The sequence below is a fragment of the Mesorhizobium sp. AD1-1 genome (genome assembly GCF_020164655.1).
GTDB classification, from domain to species: domain Bacteria; phylum Pseudomonadota; class Alphaproteobacteria; order Rhizobiales; family Rhizobiaceae; genus Mesorhizobium; species Mesorhizobium ciceri.
This window is the reverse complement of the sequence record NZ_JAIUGP010000011.1, coordinates 194,596-218,672: the sequence shown is the minus strand read 5'-3', so window position 1 is coordinate 218,672 and position 24,077 is coordinate 194,596. Positions and strand designations below refer to the sequence as shown.

Annotated in this window: 24 protein-coding genes and 1 pseudogene; 15 read left to right on the top strand and 10 right to left on the bottom strand. The window is 59.1% G+C overall.

Features of this window, described 5'->3' with window-relative positions; genetic code table 11:
• The first annotated feature begins 160 nt into the window (after nt 1-160).
• Nucleotides 161-901, top strand: coding sequence for a polysaccharide deacetylase family protein (locus tag LB519_RS21235; protein ID WP_013532742.1), 741 nt, complete (start codon nt 161-163; stop codon nt 899-901).
• A gap of 35 nt (nt 902-936) precedes the next feature.
• Here the strand turns inward: LB519_RS21235 and LB519_RS21230 are convergent, their stop codons facing one another.
• Together LB519_RS21230 and LB519_RS21225 are read right to left on the bottom strand one after the other, a co-directional pair.
• A complete protein-coding gene (locus LB519_RS21230) occupies nt 937-1,326 on the bottom strand; it encodes a DUF427 domain-containing protein (RefSeq protein WP_013532741.1) in 390 nt (129 codons plus the stop codon).
• A gap of 147 nt (nt 1,327-1,473) precedes the next feature.
• Complete coding sequence (locus LB519_RS21225; protein ID WP_013532740.1) at nt 1,474-1,830, bottom strand: hypothetical protein; 357 nt, start codon at nt 1,828-1,830, stop codon at nt 1,474-1,476.
• A 182-nt stretch (nt 1,831-2,012) separates the two neighbouring features.
• Between LB519_RS21225 and LB519_RS21220 the strand changes: the two genes are divergently transcribed.
• Both LB519_RS21220 and LB519_RS21215 read left to right on the top strand, forming a co-directional pair.
• Nucleotides 2,013-3,641: a fatty-acid--CoA ligase gene (locus LB519_RS21220; protein ID WP_224621102.1), complete on the top strand. Its 1,629-nt coding sequence runs from the start codon at nt 2,013-2,015 to the stop codon at nt 3,639-3,641.
• Nucleotides 3,642-3,721: 80 nt separating this feature from the next.
• Entirely contained in the window at nt 3,722-4,507 is a 786-nt protein-coding gene (locus tag LB519_RS21215; RefSeq protein ID WP_024503644.1) for a DUF1499 domain-containing protein, read from the top strand.
• Nucleotides 4,508-4,538: 31 nt separating this feature from the next.
• On the opposite strand, the gene LB519_RS21210 is transcribed toward LB519_RS21215, so the two are convergent.
• Nucleotides 4,539-5,447, bottom strand: a complete 909-nt coding sequence (locus LB519_RS21210; RefSeq protein ID WP_224621100.1) for an MBL fold metallo-hydrolase — start codon at nt 5,445-5,447, stop codon at nt 4,539-4,541.
• Nucleotides 5,448-5,564: 117 nt separating this feature from the next.
• Here LB519_RS21210 and LB519_RS21205 point away from each other — a divergent pair, with 117 nt between their 5' ends.
• Complete coding sequence (locus LB519_RS21205; protein WP_027164125.1) at nt 5,565-6,155, top strand: biotin transporter BioY; 591 nt, start codon at nt 5,565-5,567, stop codon at nt 6,153-6,155.
• A 92-nt stretch (nt 6,156-6,247) separates the two neighbouring features.
• On the opposite strand, the gene LB519_RS21200 is transcribed toward LB519_RS21205, so the two are convergent.
• Nucleotides 6,248-7,435 (bottom strand): Fic family protein, encoded by a 1,188-nt coding sequence (locus LB519_RS21200; RefSeq protein ID WP_224621098.1) that lies wholly within the window; start codon nt 7,433-7,435, stop codon nt 6,248-6,250.
• A 474-nt stretch (nt 7,436-7,909) separates the two neighbouring features.
• Here LB519_RS21200 and LB519_RS21195 point away from each other — a divergent pair, with 474 nt between their 5' ends.
• Complete coding sequence (locus LB519_RS21195; RefSeq protein ID WP_198327529.1) at nt 7,910-8,062, top strand: hypothetical protein; 153 nt, start codon at nt 7,910-7,912, stop codon at nt 8,060-8,062.
• Entirely contained in the window at nt 8,062-9,087 is a 1,026-nt protein-coding gene (locus LB519_RS21190; RefSeq protein WP_064995160.1) for an NAD-dependent epimerase, read from the top strand. The genes LB519_RS21195 and LB519_RS21190 overlap by 1 nt, the downstream gene beginning before the upstream one ends.
• A 22-nt stretch (nt 9,088-9,109) precedes the next feature.
• Here LB519_RS21190 and LB519_RS21185 read toward each other — a convergent pair whose 3' ends face one another.
• From LB519_RS21185 to LB519_RS21165, 5 genes and pseudogenes are all read right to left on the bottom strand, one after another.
• Nucleotides 9,110-9,403 carry a hypothetical protein gene (locus tag LB519_RS21185; RefSeq protein ID WP_013532734.1) on the bottom strand — a complete coding sequence of 98 codons (294 nt, stop codon included), beginning with the start codon at nt 9,401-9,403 and terminating at the stop codon, nt 9,110-9,112.
• A 6-nt stretch (nt 9,404-9,409) separates the two neighbouring features.
• Nucleotides 9,410-9,619 carry a hypothetical protein gene (locus LB519_RS21180; protein ID WP_013532733.1) on the bottom strand — a complete coding sequence of 70 codons (210 nt, stop codon included), beginning with the start codon at nt 9,617-9,619 and terminating at the stop codon, nt 9,410-9,412.
• Between the two features lie 11 nt (nt 9,620-9,630).
• Complete coding sequence (locus LB519_RS21175; protein ID WP_224621096.1) at nt 9,631-9,810, bottom strand: hypothetical protein; 180 nt, start codon at nt 9,808-9,810, stop codon at nt 9,631-9,633.
• 559 nt (nt 9,811-10,369) lie between these two features.
• Nucleotides 10,370-10,564: pseudogene (locus LB519_RS21170) on the bottom strand (SOS response-associated peptidase); the annotation flags it as partial.
• On the bottom strand, nt 10,543-10,800 hold the full coding sequence (locus LB519_RS21165; protein WP_224621094.1) for a hypothetical protein: 258 nt from the start codon (nt 10,798-10,800) through the stop codon (nt 10,543-10,545). The pseudogene LB519_RS21170 and the gene LB519_RS21165, both read right to left, overlap by 22 nt.
• Nucleotides 10,801-11,056: 256 nt before the next feature.
• On the opposite strand from LB519_RS21165, the gene rfbA reads away from it, so the two are divergent.
• Genes rfbA through LB519_RS21135 form a run of 6 tightly spaced genes read left to right on the top strand, consistent with a single transcriptional unit; the run spans nt 11,057 to nt 20,232 of the window.
• A complete protein-coding gene (gene rfbA, locus LB519_RS21160) occupies nt 11,057-11,938 on the top strand; it encodes a glucose-1-phosphate thymidylyltransferase RfbA (RefSeq protein WP_013532727.1) in 882 nt (293 codons plus the stop codon).
• Nucleotides 11,939-12,493: a dTDP-4-dehydrorhamnose 3,5-epimerase gene (gene rfbC, locus LB519_RS21155; RefSeq protein ID WP_024503666.1), complete on the top strand. Its 555-nt coding sequence runs from the start codon at nt 11,939-11,941 to the stop codon at nt 12,491-12,493. It abuts the gene before it with no gap.
• A gap of 22 nt (nt 12,494-12,515) precedes the next feature.
• Nucleotides 12,516-13,586 (top strand): dTDP-glucose 4,6-dehydratase, encoded by a 1,071-nt coding sequence (rfbB, locus tag LB519_RS21150; RefSeq protein ID WP_224621093.1) that lies wholly within the window; start codon nt 12,516-12,518, stop codon nt 13,584-13,586.
• The gene (gene rfbD / locus LB519_RS21145; RefSeq protein ID WP_224621092.1) at nt 13,583-14,485 is read left to right on the top strand and encodes a dTDP-4-dehydrorhamnose reductase; all 903 of its coding nucleotides are present in this window, start codon (nt 13,583-13,585) and stop codon (nt 14,483-14,485) included. Before rfbB ends, rfbD begins: the two co-directional genes overlap by 4 nt.
• Nucleotides 14,482-19,065, top strand: coding sequence for a glycoside hydrolase family 99-like domain-containing protein (locus LB519_RS21140; protein WP_224621091.1), 4,584 nt, complete (start codon nt 14,482-14,484; stop codon nt 19,063-19,065). Before rfbD ends, LB519_RS21140 begins: the two co-directional genes overlap by 4 nt.
• A 54-nt stretch (nt 19,066-19,119) precedes the next feature.
• Nucleotides 19,120-20,232: a polysaccharide pyruvyl transferase family protein gene (locus LB519_RS21135; RefSeq protein ID WP_224621090.1), complete on the top strand. Its 1,113-nt coding sequence runs from the start codon at nt 19,120-19,122 to the stop codon at nt 20,230-20,232.
• Between the two features lie 38 nt (nt 20,233-20,270).
• Here the strand turns inward: LB519_RS21135 and LB519_RS21130 are convergent, their stop codons facing one another.
• On the bottom strand, nt 20,271-20,504 hold the full coding sequence (locus tag LB519_RS21130) for a hypothetical protein (RefSeq protein WP_224621089.1): 234 nt from the start codon (nt 20,502-20,504) through the stop codon (nt 20,271-20,273).
• Nucleotides 20,505-20,594: 90 nt separating this feature from the next.
• Here LB519_RS21130 and LB519_RS21125 point away from each other — a divergent pair, with 90 nt between their 5' ends.
• The 3 genes from LB519_RS21125 (at nt 20,595) to LB519_RS21115 (ending at nt 24,041) form a co-directional block, all read left to right on the top strand.
• Nucleotides 20,595-21,038 carry a class I SAM-dependent methyltransferase gene (locus tag LB519_RS21125; RefSeq protein ID WP_224621088.1) on the top strand — a complete coding sequence of 148 codons (444 nt, stop codon included), beginning with the start codon at nt 20,595-20,597 and terminating at the stop codon, nt 21,036-21,038.
• A gap of 309 nt (nt 21,039-21,347) precedes the next feature.
• Nucleotides 21,348-22,475: an acyltransferase family protein gene (locus tag LB519_RS21120; protein WP_224621087.1), complete on the top strand. Its 1,128-nt coding sequence runs from the start codon at nt 21,348-21,350 to the stop codon at nt 22,473-22,475.
• Between the two features lie 57 nt (nt 22,476-22,532).
• A complete protein-coding gene (locus LB519_RS21115) occupies nt 22,533-24,041 on the top strand; it encodes a glucosyltransferase domain-containing protein (protein WP_224621086.1) in 1,509 nt (502 codons plus the stop codon).
• Nucleotides 24,042-24,077: the final 36 nt, after the last annotated feature.

Below are 24,077 nucleotides of genomic sequence, written 5' to 3'. Positions count from 1 at the left end.
GTCGCATGCACGACTCTCGACGCGGTGGAATGACCCCTTCGCCACAGGCACGGTCACATTGTCGCGTGGAGCGCTTTTCTGCTATGCATCATCCTGATTTCCGCCTTCATGCGGGTCTTTGGGATGCCTGCTTGAAATGACGGGTCAGGAAATCGGTTTGATGCGCCTGCTGCAAAAAAATCTCTGGATGATCGCCATGTCGTTGGCGATGGCATCCGCCGGCCATGCCGCGCCGCTCGTCGAGCCGACGCTGCACATCAGGCCGCAGGCGAGCGGCGCCGGCCGTGTGGCACTCACGCTCGATGCCTGCGGCGGACAGACCGACAGCCGGATCCTTTCGGCGCTGGTGGACAACAAGATCCCCGCCACCATTTTCGTGACCGGCATCTGGCTGAAGCGAAACGCCGCCGCCGTCGAGATCATGCGGGCGCATCCCGATCTGTTCGAACTGGAAAATCACGGCGGTCACCACATCCCGGCGGTCGACACGCCGCGGAAAATCTACGGCATCCGCAGCGCCGGCAGCCCGGATGCGGTGCTGGCCGAGGTCGAATCGGGGGCCGCCGCTCTTGCCGGGACCGGCGAGCCGGCGCCGAAATGGTTTCGTGGCGCAACCGCCGAATACAGCCCGTCGGCAATCGCCATGATCCGCAAGCTTGGCTTCAAGGTCGCGGGATTCTCGATAAACGGCGACGGCGGCTCCTTGCTCGGCGCCAAGGAAACCGCGCGGCGCATCGCGGCGGCCAAGGACGGCGACGTCATTATCTCGCACATCAACCAGCCGACCCATGCGGCAGGCGAAGGCGTGGTGCAGGGGCTGCTGGCGCTCAAGGCCAAGGGCTTGACCTTTGTGCGGCTCGACGATGCCGAGGGCATCGGCAATAACGGCACCACGGAGTGAGTGGCCAGCCGAGCGTATCCCGCTTCGGCGTTGGCTCAGTCCGGTTTGGCTTCGATCGTGACCTTGCTGGCGTAGAATGCGCCGTGGTTGCCGATTTCAGCCATCTCGTCGAAAGGCCGTTCATAGGCCCACATGGCGTTCTGGCCGGTCTCGCCGGCAGGCAGCACGCTCCAATAGCTTGCATCGCCCTTGTAGGGGCAATGGGTCGAGTGGTCGGTGCGGCCAAGCTTGCCGAAATCGATGTCGGCGAACGGAATGTAGAAGGCCGCCGGATAGGGAGCTTCGGTCAGCACCTTGGCCTTCGCTGTTGAAGCGATGACCACGTCTCCGGCGCGGACGGTAACGGTGCCGGCATAGGGCTCGATGGTGATGATTTTGTCCGGGTTGCGTTGGAAACCGGGTGCGGGGTTGGCGATCTGATCCATGCGGCGGCTCTCCTTGCGTCGACTTTGAGATGTGTCGCGCAAACGCATTGTTCAAGGCCTGCCGTCGCCATGCAACACGCAAACACCTGCCCAGGCCGGCACTGCCGGATCGCGCCTCCGAATATCCTTGGTACTTGTCGTCAGCTGTCAGGCAGCGGCCTTGAACACGTCCATGAGACCGGCATAGGCGGCAGCGATACCGGCGACCGGGTTGCTGCTTCTCGATACGGTCTCGACCTTCAGGGAACCACCGCCGGTCGGCAAGGTGAGCAGCAGGAACTGGCGGTTTCCGCCATCGCCGACTGACGCGGCTGCGACGTGCTGGTCCTCGCCCTGGTTCTGGACGCACATCTTGAACAGCAACGTGCCGCCGACCGCTTCCAGCGCGCCGCCGACAACTTCAACAAATTCATCTTCGGAAACAGTCTTTGTGTCCGGCACCAGATCGGCCAGACTTTCGGCAAGCGTACTCTCGAGAGCCTTGTCGTCGAGCTGCGCGTCCATGCGAACCTCTTTCAGTCGCCAATCGCACCCCTTTGCCCGTTAACGAAGCTTAACGCCGACGATGGCCGGATTGTGGCGGTTGTTCCCAATGCAGTGCTCGGCCGTATTGGCGGCTGGACAATCCGTCGGTTCGCTCCACAATGGGACAAAAAGCACAACGCAAAAGCGTGAGGGAGGACCGAATGCTGGGACTGATGCAGGAATGGCCGCTGCTTTGCCATAAGCTCATCGACAATGCCGAGCGGCAGCATGGCATGCGCGAGATCGTGTCACGCTCGATCGAAGGGCCGATCGTGCGCACCACCTACGCCGACATCCATCGTCGCGCCCTGAAGGTCGCCCAGCGGCTGGAGCGCGACGGCTATGGGTTGGGCGACCGCATCGCGACGCTGGCCTGGAACACCGCCCGCCACATCGAGGCCTGGTACGGCATCATGGGCATCGGCGCCATCTACCACACGCTCAATCCGCGGCTGTTTCCCGAGCAGATCGTCTGGATCATGAACCATGCCGAGGACAAGGCAGTCTTCGTCGACCTGACTTTCGTGCCGCTGCTCGAGAAGATCGCCGGCGCCGTCAAGTCGCTGAAACAGGTGATCGTGCTGACCGACAAGGCACACATGCCGCAGACGACGTTGCCAAATGTGGTCGCCTATGAAGAGTGGCTTGAGGAGGCGGATGGCGACTTCGCCTGGAAGACCTTCGACGAAAGCACCGCCGCAGGCATGTGTTACACCTCCGGGACCACGGGCGATCCCAAGGGCGTCGTCTACAGCCACCGTTCGAACGTGCTGCACGCCATGATCGCTGCCATGCCCGACGCCATGGGGTTGTCGTCGCGCGACACGATCCTGCCTGTCGTGCCGATGTTTCACGCCAATGCCTGGGGCCTTGGCCAGAGCGGGCCGATGATCGGCGCCAAGCTGGTCATGCCCGGCTGCAAGATGGACGGCGCCTCGATCTATGAACTGCTCGATACCGAGAAGGTGACCTTCAGTGCGGCCGTGCCGACCGTCTGGATGATGCTGCTGCAGCATCTGGAGGAGACCGGCAAGAAGCTTCCCTATCTCAATAAGGTCGTCATCGGCGGCTCGTCCTGCCCGCGCGCGATCATGACGAAGTTTCAGCAGAACTACGATGTTCAGGTCATCCATGCCTGGGGCATGACCGAAATGTCGCCGCTCGGCACGCTGTGCACCCTGAAGCCGGACTATGCTGGTCTTGAGGGCGAAGCCCGGCTCGATGTCCAGCAGAAACAGGGCTATCCGCCGTTCGGCGTCGAAATGAAGGTGACCGACGACGACAACAATGCGCAACCCTGGGACGGCAAGACATTTGGCCGCCTGAAAGTGCGTGGGCCGGCCGTTGCCCGTGCCTATTATGGCGGCGCCGGCGTGGAGCAGTTCGACGAGGACGGCTGGTTCGACACCGGCGACGTCGCCCACATCGACGCCGGCGGCTATATGCAGATCACCGATCGTGCCAAGGACGTCATCAAGTCCGGCGGCGAATGGATTTCGACCATCGACCTCGAGAACCTGGCTGTCGGTCACCCCGATGTCGCCGAGGCGGCAGCCATCGGCGTCCACCATTCGAAATGGGGCGAACGGCCGCTGCTGGTCGTCGTCCGCAAACCGGGCAAGGAACCGAGCAAGGCTGATATTCTCGACTTCATGGACGGCAAGGTGGCCAAATGGTGGATGCCGGACGATGTCGCCTTCGTCGGTGAAATTCCGCACACCGCCACCGGCAAGATCCAGAAGATCACCTTGCGCCAGCAGTTCAAGAATTATCGCCTGCCGACGGATTGACGCGATGTCGCATGTTTCGGCTTCATGGCATCGCAAAAAGGTTCTAAGTCTCCGTTCGGGTTGGGGTGGTGCGGCAATCGATGGCAAGTATTCCTGAACGGCAAACGTCGAGGGCGGCCGGATGGTCGCGGCGCACGGCCGCTTTTTCGTTGGTGCTGCTGCTGACGGTCTTTGTCGGCCATCGCTTCGATCTCGTCGAAACACCTGTCTTTCTGTGGGTGCTCGGCATTGTCGCGCTGCTGGCGGCGATGGCGCTGTTGTTTGCCGGGTTTGCCTTTTCGCGGCTCTGGAATTTCGGCGACCGCGGCGGTCGCGACCTGACGGTCGGCGCGCTGCTGGCGCTGCTGGTGCTCGCACCCTACGGCGTCGCCGCCTACTGGGCGACGATCTATCCGCCGCTCAGGGATATCTCGACGGATTTCGACGAACCGCCGGCGCTCGACGTGAGCGACCGCACGAAGGATATGAACGTGCTTGCGCCGTCGACGCCTGGGGAACAGCGGCTGCAGACCGATAGCTATCCGCTGGTCAGCGCACGCAGCTACGACCTGCCGTTCGAGACTGTCGTCAATGCCGTCGAAACTGTACTCGACCGGCGCGACTGGGATCTATCGGAACCCTATCCTGATCTCGCCGGGCAAAGCGAGGTGACCATCACCGCCGTCGCCAAGGGCTTCGTGATCGGCCTTCCCGCCGATGTGGCGATCCGCGTGACGGACGATGGCGATACGGTCATCGTCGACATGCGGTCGGCGTCCCGCTACGGTCGCTACGACCTTGGCGACAATGCCGCGCGTATTGTCGATTTCCTTGCCGAGCTCGACCAGGAAGTCGCCGGTCAGGTTGGCGCCGCGCCGGCCGAGTGAGGCACGGGCACTTGGCAGTGGGCTGCGTTGCCTATCCGGCCGGCGTGAAAATGCCGTCGATGGCCGGTGCGGAATCGGTCACAACCAGACCGCGCGCCGTCAGATCCTCGAGATGGGCAAGCACCGACAATCCGGCGGCGCCATGCAGCCGCGGATCGGTATCCCTGTAGATCGCCTTGACCATGTCCACGATCGTCCGGTCGCCGGCCCGGACCCGCTCCAGAATGGCGCGCTCGCGCATTTTGCGGTGCGTCTTCAGCCCGCGCATGAAAGCGCGCGGTGCGGTCACCGGCCCGCCATGTCCGGGCAGCAGCAAGCGGTCCTCGCGGTCGATCAGACGGTCCAGCGAGGCCATGTAATCGGCCATCGCCCCATCCGGCGGGGCGACGATGGAGGTTGCCCAGGCCATGACATGATCGGCCGAAAACAGGATGCCGGTTCCTTCCAGCGCGAATGCCGCATGATTGGCGGTGTGGCCCGGGGTCAGAACCGTCCTGATCGACCAGCCGTCGCCATCGACCGCCTCGCCGTCGGAAAGGGCGATGTCGGGAACGAAAGCCATGTCTGCACTGGCGTCGAGCGCATTGGTCTCGCCGATATGCAGGGCTCTTGCCGGCCGGTGCGGCCCCTCGGCCAGCACGATGGCGCCGGTGCTCTCTTTCAGCCGGGCCGCCAGCGGGGAGTGGTCGCGATGCGTATGGCTGACGAAGATATGGCTGACCGGCCGGCCTGCGATCACTTCGAGCAGGGTCCGCAGATGCGCCTCGTCATCCGGCCCCGGATCGATCACCGCCAGCGTATCGCGGCCAACAATGTAGCTGTTGGTGCCGTGAAAGGTGAAGGGGCTTGGATTGCGGGCCGTGATGCGCTGGACATCGGGCGCGACGCTCACCCCCTGGCCATAGAGGGGGTCGAAGCCGGTATCGAACTTCAGTGCCATGCATCGGTGCCTTGTTTGGGGAAACGGCAAAACCGATTGCCGCATAACACGCAAGCCAATATAGGAGGATGTGAGGCCGCGAACATCTGGTAGCGGCAATCGGATTGGGGAAATACCATGGCAATTGCAACTACGATGCGTCCGCTTGTTTCTCTGGCTCTGCCGCAAAGCGGCGCGGCGCGGCTGGCAACGCAGCTTTTCCTGGCCATCGCCGGAACGCTTGTGCTGACCTTGTCGGCCAAGACCAAGGTGATGCTCGGGCCGGTCGACATTTCGATGCAGACGCTGGCCGTCCTCCTGATTGCCGCCGCCTTCGGCATGCGTCTCGGCGTCGCCACCCTGCTGCTCTACATGGCGGAGGGAGCCATGGGCTTCCCCGTCTTCCAGAGCACGCCTGAAAAGGGTCTCGGCATTGCCTACATGCTCGGCTCGACCGGCGGCTATCTCGCCGGCTTCGTGGTCATGGCGGCCATTGTCGGCTGGGCGGCGGATCGCGGCTGGGACCGCCACCCGATCAAGCTTTTCAACGCCATGCTGGTTGGCGAAGTCGTCATGATGGCGATGGGCTTTGCCTGGCTGGCGCTGCTCATCGGTCCGGAAAAGTCGTGGCAGTTCGGCGTCGTGCCGTTCATCGTCGGCGACCTGATCAAGGTGGCTCTCGCGGCAAGCCTGGTGCCGGCCGTCTGGACGCTGCTCAAGCGCGGCTGAAGCCCGAGCAGACCAGCGGCTTGAGCAATCAAGCCTTGGCTGGCATGGGGTGATTGGCGGATTTCAGCGTGGCGTCTGCCAAGTAATCACACTTAGGTTTCTGGAAACAGCTCCGGAAACAGTGAATCCAATGCGTCGGCCGGAAAGCGTAGCGACACCGGACCTTTGGGTGTTTCCGACGCCAACAGACCGAGCGCGATCACCTCATTGAACACGCGACGCGCCGTGCGTTCGGGTAGTCCGCTAATGCGAGACGCTTCGCCGCGTTCAAATTCGCCGCGCATTAGCGCTTCCTCCAGGAGGCGGGCGGCTTCGGGTTTGAGGCCACTGCGCTCGACGTAGCGACGCAGCCGCTTCGCGAGCGTGTCGAGATCGAACAAGCCGGTCATAAAGTTCACCTGATCGATGCACACCTGCATGAACCATAGCGTAAAGTCGCCGAGTGCGCGCTCGGAGAGGTTGCCCCGTCCGTCGAGATCACCCTGGCGGGGCATATCGGCATGATCCATCATGCGCTTGTAGTCCGTGCGGCTTTTCACGCCGCGCGCTAGACCGCGTGAGATCGACCACAGCCCGTGCGCGGCGATCCCAGCCTCATGGGCCATGGCGTGGCTCATCAAACGGCTGACGCGGCTATTGCCGTCGGGGAACGGGTGAATGTAGTTGAAACGGTGATGCGCGGCAGGAATGGCCAGGATCCGTCCGGCTTTGCCCAGCCCAACGAAGTGATAGCGCTTGGCAAAATACTGCATGAAGTCGCCGACGCGCTCGCTCGAAGGCGGCTCATGCCGGCCGACGGCGACGTCATGCTCTGGCTTCGACCGCCACTCGCCTTTAGCCATGACGAATTCGCGCCCGGAACCCTTGATGGTCAGCATGGGCGATTCCGCATCGCGATAGAATTCCGCATGCAGCCATCGTAGAAACTCTGTGGATGCAGGCTCGGGCAAATGCTTCTCTGCGGCCATACGATCGATCTCGGCTTGCAGGCGAACATGGGCGGCCGCCTCTAACTGCAGGCTCCGGCGGTTCTCGTCTCGATCGAAATTTCCTGCCAGCGCCCTTTCGATGTCGCGCGGGCGTGTGTCATGGCCCTCGATCAAGTTGCTATAGTAGGTGTTCATGATGCGTACCAGATCGGCGAGATTGGCAGCGGTACGTGGGTGCAGGCTTTGGCCCAAAATGGCCGACGTGGCCGATAGTTCCGCCAGCGCATCCGATATGGTTTCGGATACATCCGTCAGGCGTGCCGGTTCGATGTGCTGTACGCTTTCTTCCATGTCTGGCCGATCTTGGCTTCTGCTAAATACGTAATTATAAAGATATATTTCGAATTTTCCAGGATATTTGGCCGATCTTCTGGCCGATGATCGGTACCGTGCCGGCTTCCGCCGGCCATACGCATCTGACTAGGTTGCCGTCCCGACGACACCGACATACAGCTGCTTCGGAACGCAATATCTCCGCTCTCTAGATCGATCTGTCTCGGCTCCCAGGCGACTTGCCAAGGGGTTGATCGCCGAAGCGGTGCTGGAAATTACATCGCATTATTGGCCCTATCGTTCGGCGTTGGTGCGTTGCAGACGGTATCTTTTCAATCGCATCAAGCAATGCTGTTGATCAAAAGTTCCCGCACTGTTGATCCGAGAAATAGATGCTTGCTGGAGCAGCCGCGCTGTCGTAGCTCTTGGTCGTTGGCAGTCGGATTCTGGTGATGGGGGTGGCCTTTGAGGAAAATTGTCCGGACCTGAGGAATGAAGGACATTGACGTCGTTATCGTGGCCATCGGCCACAGGCAGTTCCGCGCGCTGGGCGTCGACGGCCTGCAGGCTCTTTGCAAGACCCCCGGCGTCATTTACGACATCAAGGGTCTGTTCCCCAGGCATGTCACGGATGGGCGCTTCTGATGAAGGTTCTGGTCACCGGCGCGGCCGGCTTCATAGGGTATCACGTAGCCAAGCGGCTGCTGGAGCGCGGTGACGAGGTCGTCGGCATCGACAACGTCAACGACTACTACGATCCGGAAATCAAGGAGGCGAGGCTGCGGCTTCTGGACGAGGCGAGCCGCAAGACCAATGCCGGCTATCATTTCATCCGCGGCAATCTCGCCGACAAGAGCGTGGTCGACGCCTGCTTTGCCGACCACGCATTCGACCGGGTGATCCATCTCGCCGCCCAGGCCGGGGTTCGCTACAGCCTGGAAAACCCGCATGCCTATGTCGAAAGCAACATCATCGCCTACACCAACATGCTGGAGGCCTGCCGCAACAGCGCCGTTGCGCACCTGACCTATGCCAGCACCTCGAGCGTCTACGGCGCCAACACCGATATGCCGTTTTCCGAGCACAGGCCGGCCGACCACCCGCTCCAGTTCTACGCCGCGACCAAGCGCGCCAACGAGCTGATGGCGCACAGCTACAGCCATCTGTTCGGGCTGCCGACGACCGGGCTTCGCTTCTTCACCGTCTATGGCCCCTGGGGGCGCCCGGACATGGCGCTGTTCCTGTTCACCAAAAACATCCTTGCGGGCGAGCCGATCAAGCTGTTCAACAACGGCAACCACACGCGCGACTTCACCTATGTCGACGACATCGCCGAAGGCGTGATCCGTGCCAGCGACAACCCGGCCACGGGCAATGCCGCCTGGGACTCCAGCCGTCCCGATCCGGCCACAAGCAGCGCCCCCTGGCGCATCTTCAACATAGGCAACAACAACCCGGTTAAGCTGACCGCCTATGTCGAGGCGCTGGAAAACGCGCTTGGCCGCAAAGCCATCGTCGAACTCTTGCCGCTGCAGCCCGGCGACGTGCCCGACACCTTCGCCGACACCTCGGCGCTGGAGCAGGCGGTCGGCTACCGCCCGACAACGACGGTGACCGAGGGCGTCGGGCGGTTCGTCGAGTGGTACAAGGCGTATTTTGCGCGGGCATAGCGGAAGACGCCGGGTTTCATGCTCAGATTTTAAATGGTGTCTCGTTGCCTTCGTCAAGCTCTAGCGGAACAGGCAGATAAGCATTGGCAATTAGCCAATCGCTGACGATCGTTTTGATCAAATCGGACTTGGAAACTTCCATCTCCGCTGCGATTCCAAAAAGTAATTCGTCTGTTCTCGTGCCCAGATCGACGCCGGCGACGTTTCTAAGCATCAGGGCGGCCCTACGAAGTACAATTTGAAGGTCGGCGCGGGATATGTCCGCTATCTGGTCGGCGGCGCTCTCAAGCTCTCCTGCAAAGATCAGGCGGCTCATTGAAGGTCACTCCAGCACAGGCGGAGTAGGATCGTACCCGATTGAAACTATCCCCGGATGCCGATGGGCGATGGCGAGTATCTGGGTCTCAAGCTCACAGTTGTAGGCCATGAGCGCCTTCACGGTCTCAAGAGGGCTGTCGTAGCGGGCGATCAGCTTCACCGCTTCAGAGTGCAGTTCGGATTTGGCTTCGGTGTCGAAGTGCATTGTGCCCATGGTGCCTACTCCTAACGCGTCGCGCGGCGCTGCGGGGTGAGTGCGTCAAGTCGTTCCTGAAGGTGCCCGTTGAGCACGATCATTTCCTTGAGCGCTTTCATCACATCACCCTTGTGGACTGCAATGAAATCCTCGGCGTGGGCCTGGAGGGCAGCCTCCTGGCGGCTGCTCAGTGTCACAATTCGATCCATGGCATTACTCCATACGCTGCATCGGCGTAGTGAACAAAAAGGGAACATAAATGTCAAGAGTGAATTGACTCGGCGAGGAACTCATTCCTATTTTTGGCCGATCCCGGAACAGAGCAGACGACCGCGCCGCCTTGTCCAGACCCTGTGCCGAGCGCATGAGGTTGGTCAGCTAATCCGTGTCCGGTGCATCAACTGCAACATTACACGCCACTAGCTCGCCGGGGACCTCGCCAAATTGGTGGGGGACATTCCGTTTTGGGACGTTGACCGGCACATGCGCTGCGAGCGCTGCAAACGCCGCGAGCTTGATGTGGACATTCTGCTGCCAAGCGCATCGGAGGGCATGAAGATACGCGTGAAGCGACTTGTTGAAATCCGCATGGTACGACGCGTGATCTGGAGGGATGAATAACTGGCGCTAACAGCCCAACATTTCAATCACGTGCCGCCGATTTGCTTAGCGCCGCTTACGACGAAAAAACATCACGACCAAGATTGTAAGAAAGACGGCAATCGCAAGGCCCGGTGAAACGTCCGAGAGTATCCGAAGGCCAGCCATCTAGAACAACGAGCCTTGGCTTGGCGGTACTGGTGCCTGCTCGGGAAACTTGATCTGTGTGGCAGGCTTCTCGACAATCACAAGAGCATCATCCGGCGCCGTGCGTTGTAGCCGCTTCGCTTCCGACCATGGCGCTGTCAGCCAAGTCTCTGTTTCCTCTTGCGTCCTCAGGATCACCGGCATAGCTTTTTCATGCTCAGCCGCTCAGCAAGTCCCTTGTGAAAGATAACGCCACTCATATAGGCGAAGGTCATTGCCAGTGCCGCCGTTCGCAAGGGATAATCGACCAGGGAATGAACGAGCAGAAACGATACTGAGAGAAACGCCATTTTCTGCAGCGGATCTCGCCGTGCCGTAACGGAAAACGCAAAAAGCAATATCGCGTAAGCTGCGACCAGAAAGACAACAGGAACGCCACCTTCAAGTGCCAATTCCAGATAATCATTGTGGGCGTGATTGACGTAGGGCTTGAAGAGGCGAGTCGACCGCCGCCCATGATGACAATCTGCTTGTTCCCGTCAGGCCGGCTTTGGCAAGACGATAGCAATGCGTCGCCTGAATTGGCCATGGATTGGCGCCGGATCGTGACCCAGTCATTTGACGAACGCCGAGATTGACAAGCCAGTGCATGGAACCTAAGCACGGGCGGCTAGGACCGGGGGGTTCAGGCATGTCAAGGAGAGCTTCTTGAAAGGAATTATCCTTGCTGGAGGCAGTGGAACGCGTCTTTATCCACTAACATTAGCAGTCTCTAAGCAAATTCTGCCGATATACGACAAGCCGATGATCTATTATCCGCTGAGCGTTCTGATGCTCGCGGGTATCCGAGAGATTCTGATCATTTCGACGCCGCGTGACCTGCCGGTTTTTCGCGATCTGCTTGGCGATGGATCGGAGTTCGGGCTCGACCTGTCCTATGCCGAGCAGCCGCAGCCCAACGGGCTGGCGGAAGCCTTCATCATCGGCCGCAATTTTATCGGCAAGGACAACGTGTCGATGATTCTCGGCGACAACATCTATTTCGGCGATGGGCTGTCGCAGCTTTGCCGCGACGCTGCCTCGCGCGAAAAGGGCGCTTCGGTGTTCGCCTATCATGTCGAGGATCCCCAGCGTTATGGCGTGGTTTCCTTCGACAAGGCCACGGGAACGGCGCTGACGATCGAGGAAAAGCCGCAGGTGCCGAAATCCAACTGGGCGGTCACCGGTCTCTACTTCTACGACAACGACGTCGTCGACATTGCCCCTGCCATCCGTCCCTCGGCGCGCGGTGAGCTCGAGATCACGGCGGTCAACAACGTCTACCTCGAGCGCGGCCAGTTGCATGTGCATCGGTTGGGGCGCGGCTATGCCTGGCTCGACACCGGCACCCATGACAGCCTGCATGAGGCCTCGTCCTTCGTGCGCACCATCGAGCACCGCCAGGGCATCAAGGTCGCCTGTCCCGAAGAGATCGCCTTTGAACAGGGTTGGCTGACTGTGGACCAGGTTCTGCGTCGCGCCGACCATTTGGGCAAGAACGAATATGCCGCCTATCTGCGCCGGCGTGTCGTCGACCTGTCGGAGGCCTAGGTGCTGGAAGTCAGGCCCCTTGGCATCGATGGCGTTCTGGAAATCGTTCCGAAGCGACATGGCGACGCGCGCGGCTTCTTCGTCGAAACCTACAATGCCGAGCGCTTTTCGCAGGCCGGCATAGACTTGGCTTTCGTGCAGGACAATCATTCCTATTCCGCCGCGGCGGGCGTCTTGCGAGGGCTTCACTATCAGCTTGCGCCGCGCGCCCAGGACAAGCTGCTGCGCGTCATCCGGGGCAGCATTCTCGACGTTGCGGTCGACATTCGCCGCGGTTCGAAAACCTTCGGAAAATGGGTCGCTCTCGAAGTGTCGGCCGAAAAGGGCAACCAGATTCTGGTGCCGAAAGGCTTCGCGCACGGCTTCGTGACGCTCGTGCCCGACACCGAGGTCCTGTATAAGGTGACCGATACCTATTCGCAGGCGCATGACCGGTCGATCCGTTTCGACGATCCCGCCATCGGCATCGAATGGCCGTCATTGACTGGCGGGTTCCAGCTCTCGGACAAGGACCTCAAGGCGCCGCTGCTGGCTGCCGCCGAGGTGTTCGCCTGATGGGTTATTTGAGGACAGCGGCATGAATTTTCTGGTGACGGGCGGTGCTGGCTTTATCGGTTCGGCGGTATGCCGGCATCTATGCGCCAACCCGGCCTATCGGGTGACCAATCTCGACAAGCTGACCTATGCGGGAAACCTGGCCTCGCTGCGGCCGATCGAGAACGCACACAATTATCGCTTCGCGCAGGCCGATATCTGCGACGAAAGGGCCGTGCTCGACATCCTCCAGCGCGACGATATCGACATCGTCATGAACCTTGCCGCCGAGAGCCATGTCGACCGCTCGATCGACGGGCCGGGCACCTTTATCGAGACCAACATCGTCGGCACCTACAAGATGCTCAACGCCGCGCTGGAGTACTGGCGCGGCCTGCCCGAGGACAGGAAGAGCCATTTCCGCTTCCATCATATCTCGACCGATGAGGTGTTTGGCGATCTTCCCTTCGATGGCGGCATGTTCGTCGAGGAAACGCCCTACGCGCCATCCTCGCCCTATTCCGCCTCGAAAGCGGCTTCGGACCATCTGGTGCGGGCCTGGCACGAAACCTATGGCCTGCCGGTCGTGCTTTCCAATTGTTCTAACAATTACGGACCCTATCACTTTCCCGAAAAGCTGATCCCGCTGGTCATCCTCAATGCGCTCGATGAAAAGCCGCTGCCGGTCTATGGCGCCGGCGCCAACGTGCGCGACTGGCTGTTCGTCGAGGATCACGCGCGCGCGCTGGAACTTGTCGCGACCAGGGGACTGTCGGGCGAAAGCTACAATGTCGGCGGCAATTCCGAGCGGACGAACCTTGGCGTCGTCGAGACGATCTGCGATCTGCTCGACAGCAGGCGGCCACGGGCAGGGGGCAAGAGTTATCGCGACCTGATTTCCTTCGTCACCGACCGCCCCGGTCACGATCGCCGCTATGCCATCGACGCCTCGAAGATAGGCCGGGACCTGGGCTGGGCGCCCAATGAGAATTTCGACAGCGGCCTCGCCAAGACCGTCGATTGGTTTCTCGACAACAAATGGTGGTGGGGACCGATCCGCGAGCAGCGCTATGCCGGTGAACGGCTGGGCGAAGCACGCAAGGGGGCGGCGTGAGGCTGGTTGTCACCGGACGCGACGGGCAGGTCGCGGCGAGCCTTGCGGAGGCCGGCCAGGCGGCCGACGGCGTTGAGGTCATCGCCATTGGCCGTCCGCAGCTCGACCTCGCAAGACCCGACACTGTGATCGAAGCCATCGCGGCCGCGAAGCCGGATATCGTCGTGTCGGCTGCCGCCTACACGGCGGTGGATCAGGCCGAGGACGAGCCCGATCTGGCATTCCCGGTGAACGCCGTCGGCGCCGGCAAGGTGGCGCAAGCGGCGGCGCTGCTTGGCGTTGCCGTCATCCATCTATCGACCGACTATGTCTTCGACGGCACCGCCCCTGGCGCCTATGTCGAGACCGACGCCACCGCACCGCGCAGCGTCTATGGCGCCTCCAAGCTTGCCGGCGAGCAGGCGGTTGCATCAGCCAATCCGCGCCATCTGATCCTGCGCACGGCATGGGTCTACAGCCCGTTCGGCAAGAATTTCGTGAAAACCATGCTGCGGCTGGCCGCCGACCGTGACGAGATCGCGGTGGTGGCCGATCAATGGGGAAATCCAACATCGGCACTTGATATCGCCGACGCGATCCTGCATGCGGCGGCACGGCTGCACGAGGGCGCCGCCACATCCGGCATCTATCATCTGGCCGGAACCGGCGAGGCCAACTGGAGCGGCTTTGCCCGCCATATCCTCGACACAAGCCGCGTGTTGGGTGGTCCCTGGGCGCGGGTACGGGACATTGCTACGATGGACTATCCGACCAAGGCGCCCCGCCCCGCCAATTCCCGGCTATCGAGCACGAAATTCACAGAGGCATTCGGCTGGAATGCACCGGACTGGCGGCAGTCGACGGAGGCGGTGGTGCGCCGGCTTCTAGCCGGTGAGACGAAACAGGCATTGACCGCATGAACAAGCACTCGTCACCCGAGACCGTGCGCGATGGGATGCCCGCTGGCAAGGCACGCGCCAAAGCGAAAACGGCAAGGCCTGCAAAGCAGGCCCTTTCACTTCGTGACCTGTACGACGCGCATCGCGGCAAAGTGTCGGATAAATGGTCGATCTATCTCAGCACCTACGACCATATTTTTTCGGAGTATCGAGACAGGCCGGTTCGAATCCTGGAAATCGGAGTTCAGAACGGGGGATCACTGGAGATATGGCAGAAATACTTCCCCAATGCTGAAATAATCGTTGGCTGTGATGTCAATCTGGCTTGCGGAAATCTCGTTTTTGGCAGCCGGAAAATAAAGGTCGCCATAGGTGACGCCAATACCGATGAAACAGAGCGCGACATCATCTCGATGTCGAAAAAATTCGATATTATCATTGATGACGGATCCCACCTGTCTTCGGATATAATACGCTCGTTCGCGCGATATTTTCCCCACCTTTCCGAAGGGGGCATGTACATCGCTGAAGATCTGCATTGCAGTTATTGGCAGGAGTTCGAGGGCGGTCTGTACGATCCGCTTTCCTCAATGTCGTTTTTCAAGCGCCTGCTTGATGTGGTCAACCATGAGCATTGGGGACTGGATCGCCGTCGGGTCGATGCCTTGGCCACTTTCGCCGACAAGCACAAAGTCACATTCGATGAGGCTTCTCTCGCGTCGGTTCATTCCGTCGAGTTCTTGAACTCGCTTTGCATTGTAATGAAGCTGCCTGTTCCGGAAAACGTCCTGGGCGCGCGCAACGTGCACGGCCGGGTGGCGCTCGCCGACGGGAGCGTGGTTCCTCTCGACGACACGAAGAGCAAGGCGATCGATCAAACCGGAAACCCATGGTCGTTGAAGTCAACAACCATGGAGGAGGAGATCGGAACCAACAGGAAGTTGGTGGGCCGTCACGGGGCACGCATCGAGGCTCTCTCCAGCGAGATGGCTGAAATGCGCGAGCAAATCCGGACCCACAAAGACGAGATCTCAAGCACAAGGGCACAAGTCAGCGCGAGAGACGAAGAGATTGCGCTAGGACGGACACAGATCATTGCGAGAGACAAAGAGGTCGAACTCTTGCAACAAAATTTGTCGATGGCGTACAAGGCGACAAGTTCGCTGCTTGCGGATCGCGACGATGCGCGATCCGAGGAAACCCGGTTGCACGAGGTTCTCGATGCCGTTTATGCCAGCACGTCCTGGCGAGTGACCAAGCCTCTACGCGGGATTGGGAGCTGGGTCCGCGCTATCGGCGATGTTCGCATAAGGGTCCGCCGCTTGGCGATTCGCGGTGCCTACGCTTGTTGGCACAATCTGCCGCTCTCCATCGACTTCAAGCGAAAATTGAAGAGAGCGGCGTTTTCGACCTTTCCTTCGCTGTTTGGCGTTACGAATGCCTACCGCGCCTGGAGAAGCATGGAGGCGCCCCAAGCGCCTATGGGCAGCAACGAGATGGTCTTGCGCGGGGCGCTGGTCAGTTCCGGCCCGATCTTCTCGCCCGAACCAGTCTATGTGCCGCTTCTCGATGCGCCGCCACTGCTCCAGAAGCCGGTGCGCGTCATCGCGTTCTATCTGCCGCAATTCCACCCGATCCCCGAAAACGATGAATGGTGGGGACAGGGCTTCACCGAATGGTCCAATGTCCGGCCCGCTGAGCCGCAATTTATCGGTCACCACCAGCCGCACGTGCCGGATACGCTCGGCTACTACGACTTGCGCGATACCGTCGTGCAGCATCGCCAGATCGAACTGGCTAGGCTCTATGGCGTGGAAGGCTTCTGCTTCTATTTTTATTGGTTCGGCGGCAAGAGGCTCCTGGAAAAGCCGCTCGAAAGCTGGCTCGAGGATAAGAGCCTCGACATGCCATTCTGCGTCTGCTGGGCCAACGAGAATTGGTCGCGCCGCTGGGACGGAATGGACCAGGAGATCCTGATCGCTCAGGATCACTCCCCTCAGGATGATCTCGCGTTCATCGCCGAGGTCGCGCCCTATCTTCGTGACCCTCGCTACATCCGCATCGATGGCAAGCCGCTGTTGCTCGTCTATCGGCCAAGCCTGCTCCCGGCGGCGGCTGAAACAGCGCGGCGCTGGCGGACTTGGTGCCGGGAGAACGGCATCGGCGAGATTTTCCTGGCCTACACCCAGTCCTTCGAATCTGTGCCACCCCATCGTTACGGGTTCGATGCCGCCGTGGAATTTCCGCCAAACAATTCCGCGCCGCCAAATGTCACGCATACAGTGACGCCGCTGCATGAGGATTTTGCCACGACCGTCTATGACTGGTCGGTATTCCCGCAACGCAGCGAAACCTATTCATCCCGCAAATACAAACTCTTCCGTTCGGTTTGCCCGGGCTGGGACAATACTGCACGCCGCAAGCGCGGGGGCACGGTGTTCATCAACAACACCCCCGCGCTGTATCGCAGATGGCTGGATAATGCCATTGGGGACACCTTGGCCCATATTAGCGAGCCATCCGAGCGGCTGATTTTCGTCAATGCCTGGAATGAGTGGGCGGAAGGCGCTCACCTGGAGCCCGATAGCGTCAACGGCCACGCCTATCTGCAAGCGACTCGTGATGCTTTGGAGGCGGCGAAGGGGAAGTCCAAGGCCAGGATTGCAATCGTTTCTCACGACGCCCACCCGCATGGGGCGCAATTGCTGGCTCTCAATCTGGCCAAGGGATTCAAGCAGCTCGGTTTTGAGCCCGATCTCATCGTGCTGGGCGACGGGCCGCTGCTCGGCCGTTTCGCCCACGCCGCGACCGTGCACAGGATCGACTTGCCTGAACAAGGCGATGCCGATGTGTTGAAACGCCTGGCCACCATTAGAAACAACGGTGCCGAGGTCGCCGTCGTGAATACCACCGTATCCGGAAAGCTCGTCCCGCTGCTGAAGCAGGCGGGGTTCCGCAGTGTTTGCCTCGTCCACGAACTGCCCGGAATATTGGCGTCCTACGGTCTTGCTGACGCAGCCGCAGCCATTGTCGAGAGCGCTGACACGGTCGTTTTCCCAGCCGAGATCGTCAAAGCCGGATTTGAAGAGTTTGTTGGCCAGCCGGTCAGCCAGTCTGTAATCAGGCCGCAAGGACTCTATCTGCGTACGCCCTACCACGGCGATGATCGCCAGCAGGTCCGCGAGGAGGTCCGCGCAAGATTAGGGCTTTCGACAAATGCAAGCATCATCCTATGCGCGGGCTATGCCGACCATCGCAAGGGCCTCGATCTTTTCGTCGATGCGTGCCTCAAGGTTATGGCATCCAGGCCGGATGCGGTTGCTGTCTGGGTCGGCCATGTCGACACCGTCTTTCACGCCAAGCAAATGCGACGGGTGAAGGAAGCGGGACTGGAGGGCCGCTTCGTCTTTGTCGGATTGGTGGAAAATCCGCAGGAATACTATTTCGCCGCGGATATCTATGCCTTGACCTCGCGTGAGGATCCGTTCCCCTCGGTAGTGCTCGAGGCGCTGGATGCCACAGTGCCGGTCGTTGCCTTCGAAGGCGCTGGCGGCTTCCAGGATTTGTTGAAGCGGGATTGCGGTATCCTTGTCCCCTCATTCGACACCGATGAGATGGCCAAGGCTATCACCAATCTGCTCGACAATGCGGGCGAAGCCCGGCGTCTCGCCAGCGTTGGCCGCGATATCGTCCGCCAGGAGTTCAGCTTCAGCCACTACCTGCATGACCTGCTGATTTACGCCGAAAAGCCGTTGCCGCGGGTGTCGGTCATCGTGCCGAATTACAACTACGCCCGATACCTGGACGCACGTCTAGGTTCCATCGTCGATCAGACGACAAAGCCCTACGAGTTGATCGTGCTTGACGATGCCTCGACCGATGAGAGTGTCGAAGTCATCGAGAAATTTCTGGCCGGTTGCGACATTCCATACCGGCTGGTCGCCAACGCGCAGAATTCAGGCTCGGTATTCCGCCAATGGATGCGGGGAGTCGAAATGGCGCGCGGCGATTATGTCTGGATCGCCGAAGCCGACGACCTCGCCGATCCCGATTTTATCGCCGAGCTTCTGCCTGCCTTCGAGCGCGAGGAGGTGGTGATGAGCTATTGCCAGTCGCGCCAGATGGACGGCGCCGGCCGCATCTTGTCCGAACACTATCTCGACTATGTGTCCGACATCGACCGGTCTCGCTGGACAAAACCCTACGTCGTGGAAGGCCGCCAGGAAATCGCCGAGGCACTTTACCTCAAGAACACCATTCCGAACGTCAGCGGCGTCTTGTTTCGAAGGGAGGCGCTCAGGAATGCGCTGACCAAACACAGCGAAGAGATCATGTCGTTGCGCAACGCCGGGGATTGGGTGACTTATTTGCGTCTGCTCGAAAATGGTTCGATCGCTTTTTCCCCGCGTTCGCTCAATTCACACCGCCGGCATCAGTCGAGCGTAACCATAGGAAATTTCGATCTCAGGCATCTACAGGAGATCAGGCAGGTACAGGCCCATACAATCCGCAGCCACGATCTTGGACCTGCCGCCCTCGAACGGGCGAGCATCTACGGTCGTGAACTCAGTGAACGATTTGGTATCCCAATTCAAGAATGACGACGCTGGTGACTGTGGAGAATTAGATGTCTACAGAGCGTCGAGGAGATTTTAGTGAGAGTTCTTTTTCTGGGGGCGCCAATAGCTCCGCATCCTGATCCGCAGATTGCTTTTGAAAAGAAATTCGAAATCATTGGATATAACACTGGAAACCTTCTGATAGGGCAGTCCCTGTTCGAGGAACTTCGCTTTGAAGAGTTCGGTCAGGGATTGGGCTATTCCCCGCAAGAAGCAAACGAACGTTTCGACATCATTGCTATCGCCGCAGCAAATTTCATTTTCAAAAATTTTGATTTGTCCTACTTGGCTGACTTCATCGAGCCGACCAAGCTGCCATGCCTGGTCGCCGGCCTTGGTGCGCAAGCGTCCATCATTGGTGCCAAAGTCACAGAGATTCCCGAGGGCAGTAAACGCTTCCTCCGGATTATATCCGAACGCAGCAAGACGGTGGGCGTGCGTGGCCATTTTACGGCTGAAGTCATGAATGATTTTGGGATAAAGAACGTCAGAGAGGTTGGATGCCCAAGTTTGTTTCGCAAATTGCGTTCGGACTTGAAGATAAAGAGGCCAGGAAGAGACGCCGAGCTGAGAGTTGCAGTGAACGGATCACGCAACGTATTTCTGCATTCGGGCAATCCCGAAGCTGCCCGGCGTGTTGAGGCTGATCTTTTGAAATTATCCGCTCACAAACGATATCCATATGTTCTTCAGAACGAAGAACCGGAAATGAAAATACTACTTTCCAGAGATGGGCGAGAAGATGATTTTGAGGTCGCTGAGGCAGTGCTCAGGCAGATGAACATGGACATGGATCCGTCGCTCTATGTAAAGCACGTCAAAGAGAACGCTAAAATGTTCTTTGATTTGGCGGAGTGGGATGCGTACATCTCGAAGTTTGACTATTCGATAGGGACGCGCTTCCATGGAAACCTGATCGCATTAACCAACGGTGTTCCTGCAACCATAATTTCCCACGATTCGAGGACGACGGAAATGGCGGAACTTATGAGCATCCCGCACATCCCGGTCGATAAAGTGGGACAATTGGACGTCCACGAGCTTGTGCAGGCTGGTAACTATGATGAGTTTCAGCGCAAGTACACTGTTCTATATGATCGTTTTGCCCAATTCCTTTCGGAGAATGGGATTGCCCACCGGCTAGAGTAGCACCGTGGAGCTGAGCTCGTACCGAAGCAGCATGCTGTTTACGGCTTCATTTTTGAAAATCCTGATGGTGCTCCATGAATTCTGATTCTCATCCAGTTTACCGCCGGGCAGGTTGCTGCCCAATCTGTGAAGCCAATGTCGAATTTTCCGCCAACTATGATTGGTATCGTGATCATCTGCTCTGCTCCAGATGTGGATCGATCCCGCGCGAGCGCGCTTTGGCTCTTACGCTCACGCGACATATCCCCCGTTGGCGCAACCTTGTTATTCATGAATCGTCTCCCACCCCGCGCGGGATCTCTCCGAAGTTGAAGCGGGAATGTGCCGGATATGTTGAATCGCAGTACTTTCCGGGAGAGCCTTTGGGCTCGTCCGTCAGGGGCTTTCGAAACGAGAACCTAGAAGCGCAGACCTTTGGCGATGCGACTTTCGATGTCGTCATTACACTTGATGTCATGGAACATGTGAATATGCCGGAGCGGGTGACAAAGGAGGTTGCCCGCACGCTGAAACCAGGCGGCGCTTATCTCTTCACCGTTCCGACCTATAAGGGCGAGATCGACAGTGAGCGCCGTGCGCTCTACAGGCCGGACGGAACGATCCAGCACACCGGCGAGCCGGAATATCATGGGAATCCGGTGAGCGATGCTGGTTCGCTGGTAACATTTCACTATGGCTATGACCTTCCGGAACTGATCCACCGGTGGTCAGGAATGGACGTCGAGGTGTGCCGTTTTCACGATCACTGGCACGGCATAATAGGCGAATTCACAGAAGTATATTTGGCGCGGAAGCAAGCCCGCTAGAGCATTTTTCTGCTTAGTCGGCATCATATTCTACGGGCTTTGAAGTAGCTCTCGCACTCGGTCGGGGAGGGCAGCCCTGATTGGAGGGCCTCGGACACCCTACCTCTTGCCAACGATCTTCGGCGGCCCGTTTACCCTAGCGACTTGCGAAAGGCCGTGAACGTGCCGAGGTAATAAGCCGGCGGCGGTTGAGGCAGCGAGTGTATGGGGACCGGTGAAAGCTTAGGTCGGAGCCGAAGAAAGCGAATGGTTGCGGGTAATCCAGACAGGCAGTAGGACGAGTTGGTTTGAGATTATAAGCGAGACGGAATGAATATCGAGATACGCCCTGTGTTAACCGAAAACAAGACCGCGCGGATTGATCTGCCAGGCCTTCTTGCAATGCGCTGCTACGCGGCGCTATCGATTGTACTCTTTCACATGGTCTGGCTGACGAAGCTGGAGATTCCCGATTATCTAGGGTTCGTCCGATCGCACTTTGGCTATGGCGTGCCGCTGTTCTTTATCGTCAGCGCTTTCGGATTGTGTGTCGGTTATAGCGGCAAGATTGGCTCGCGGGATGATTTGCGGGAATACTACTTGCGCCGCTTCCTTCGGATTGCGCCGCTGTTTTATTTCATGATGGCGTTCTATTTCCCACTCTACTGGATGTTTGGCGCCGCGCAGTTTCCCACCTCGCCGTTTGCTCTCGGGTACGTCGTCAGCTCTGCACTGTTCATCTTCAATCTGACGCCTCAGTATGTGACCGGCTACGTCATGGCCTCGTGGACGATCGGCATCGAAATGGCCTTCTATGCCATTCTGCCATTGCTGATTTTTGCAGTCACCGATCTCACGCGCTCACTGATCTTCCTAGCCGTGGTCGTGTTCGTCACAGTTAGTTGGGATGCTGCGTTCCAAGGGACAACCGGACCAATAGCGGCATTTGGTGGATATTCGCTGGTTGGCCACATGGTGAATTTTGCAGCCGGCATAGCCGGATATCACGTTTGGCTTAAGCTACGTCAAACCTCGCCTCTAATCGGTCAAACGCTGTTCTGTGCCAGCCTGTTGGTGATTGTCGGCCTGATCGTATTCCCTGCTTATCTCCCTGGTTTAGGCGGGCGCGTAGCGTGGGCGATGGCTTTCGCTGGAGCCGTAGTCGGCATTTCGCTTTATCCGACAACATGGTTCGTGAACCCAGTTGCAAAGACCCTCGGGAACGCCAGCTTCAGCCTCTATCTCTGGCACCCTGTCGTTCTGGTCGGCTTGGAGAGGTGCGGCCTATATCGCGCGATCTATTCAGCGTTCAGCGGCGCATCCGTCCCGTTCTTCGTCTCGACCATCTGCACTCTTGCGGTACTGATTCCGTTGGCGCTGGTGAGCTATCGATACATCGAGCGGCCCGGCATGGGCCTCGCGAAACGCTTTTCCAGGCGATCTCTGGCGGGCGGTTGACCAAATCATGCGACGCCCTTAGACGCTCGACGCATGATAGCTTTGGGTCCCAGCACAATGTTTTCTGAACTTCTGGTCAAGAGTGACGAGCGGCAATCATTTCTAATCGCCCTAGCATTGGTAGCCTTGGCTCGTGCGCAGGCGGCTTTTGCCTTTACATATTCGGTAGATGACTATCGGGTTTTTGTTCAGGGCTTCCAGTGGGTCGCGCCAAGATTGCTTGATGAGGGTCGATTCGGAACCTACTGGCTATCGCAAATCTTCGACGTAATAGGCTACGACCCTATGCGGGCACCGTTAATCACGGTCGTGGCCTCAGTGTTCTTGTCTGTCTGGGCCGCCAACGCCGTTCTTCGGCTTTGGAGCAATGAATTGCCGACTGCGATAAGGACGATGCTGCTGGTCATTATCGCGGCACATCCCTACACTACCGAAATCATCACCTTCCGCAACATCGCGATCTACCACATTCTGGCCTTCGCATTGGCCGCGGTAGCGATCCTTGTCTCGCACCTCAGCCCCGGTAGGCTGCTGGTGTCAGCATTGCTATTCGCGTTGTCCCTGACGTTTTACCAAGTGCCGCTAAACTACCTTTCCATCTTCATCTGCTTTGACCTGGCTTTGAGGGTCATTCGGCGCTCGCTCAACGGTGACGATGTGCCACTCGCCTACTCCCTGTGGGATCGTTCCTTTTATGCTAGGCTGGTGACGTTCGTGGCGGGTTTCGCCGTCTATGTGGTTTGCCTGAAAATCGCCACCCACGGATTGCCCCCTCATCCGTTCTCGATACCGATTTCTTTAGGCGAAATGCCGGAGCGGTTGAGGACGTGGGGTGTCAAGCTCCTCATCGGACATTTCCTGACCGGAACCATTTACGGCAATCAGATGGTCCCAAAGGCGATACTCCTCATCCCCTTGCTCATGGTTGGCGCTACCGTCTTCGAACTATTCAGGCGCCCGACGACGCAACTCAGCAACTCCGTCCTCGCGGGCGCTGTAATCCTGGTCACTCCGGCTGTTGCAGGGCTGGCCATGCTGGGCATCCCTCTGTTTTTCACTATTATCTGGCTGCCGTCGCGCGTGCTGGCTGACATGGGCGTGGTGTGGGCCGGCGTGATCGTTGTAGCTCTGCTGGTCCGAGACTTGATTCCGCTGAAGGTCTACACCTTGGTCATTAGTGTGATCGTGTTCTCGTTTGTTGCGCAGGACAACCAGATATTGATCGATCAATTGCGGGTCGGCGTAAGAGATCACAACTTGGCGGTTCGGCTGGTTTCCCGGCTGGAGGAGCAACCGAACTTCGCAGACATGAAAACCTTAGCTGGCGCAGGCCGGAGGTCGGACGCGGGCGTCCCTATCCCGACCGCGACACATGGGTTCAACGACTCGAATTGGGAATACCAGTGGGCGGTCTCTCCGATGATTGCCGAGCTTACAGGAATTCCCTTGCGGGCACCCTATCAGCCAGAACTGTCGGACACGGAAGCCTACTGTAAGGGTCGCGCCCCATGGCCGGCGCCTGGGTCAGTGATCATTCGCGGCCCACTTGCGATTGTCTGCTTGTAGTGCTTGCTTGGATGACATTGGGCACGAAATGTGAGG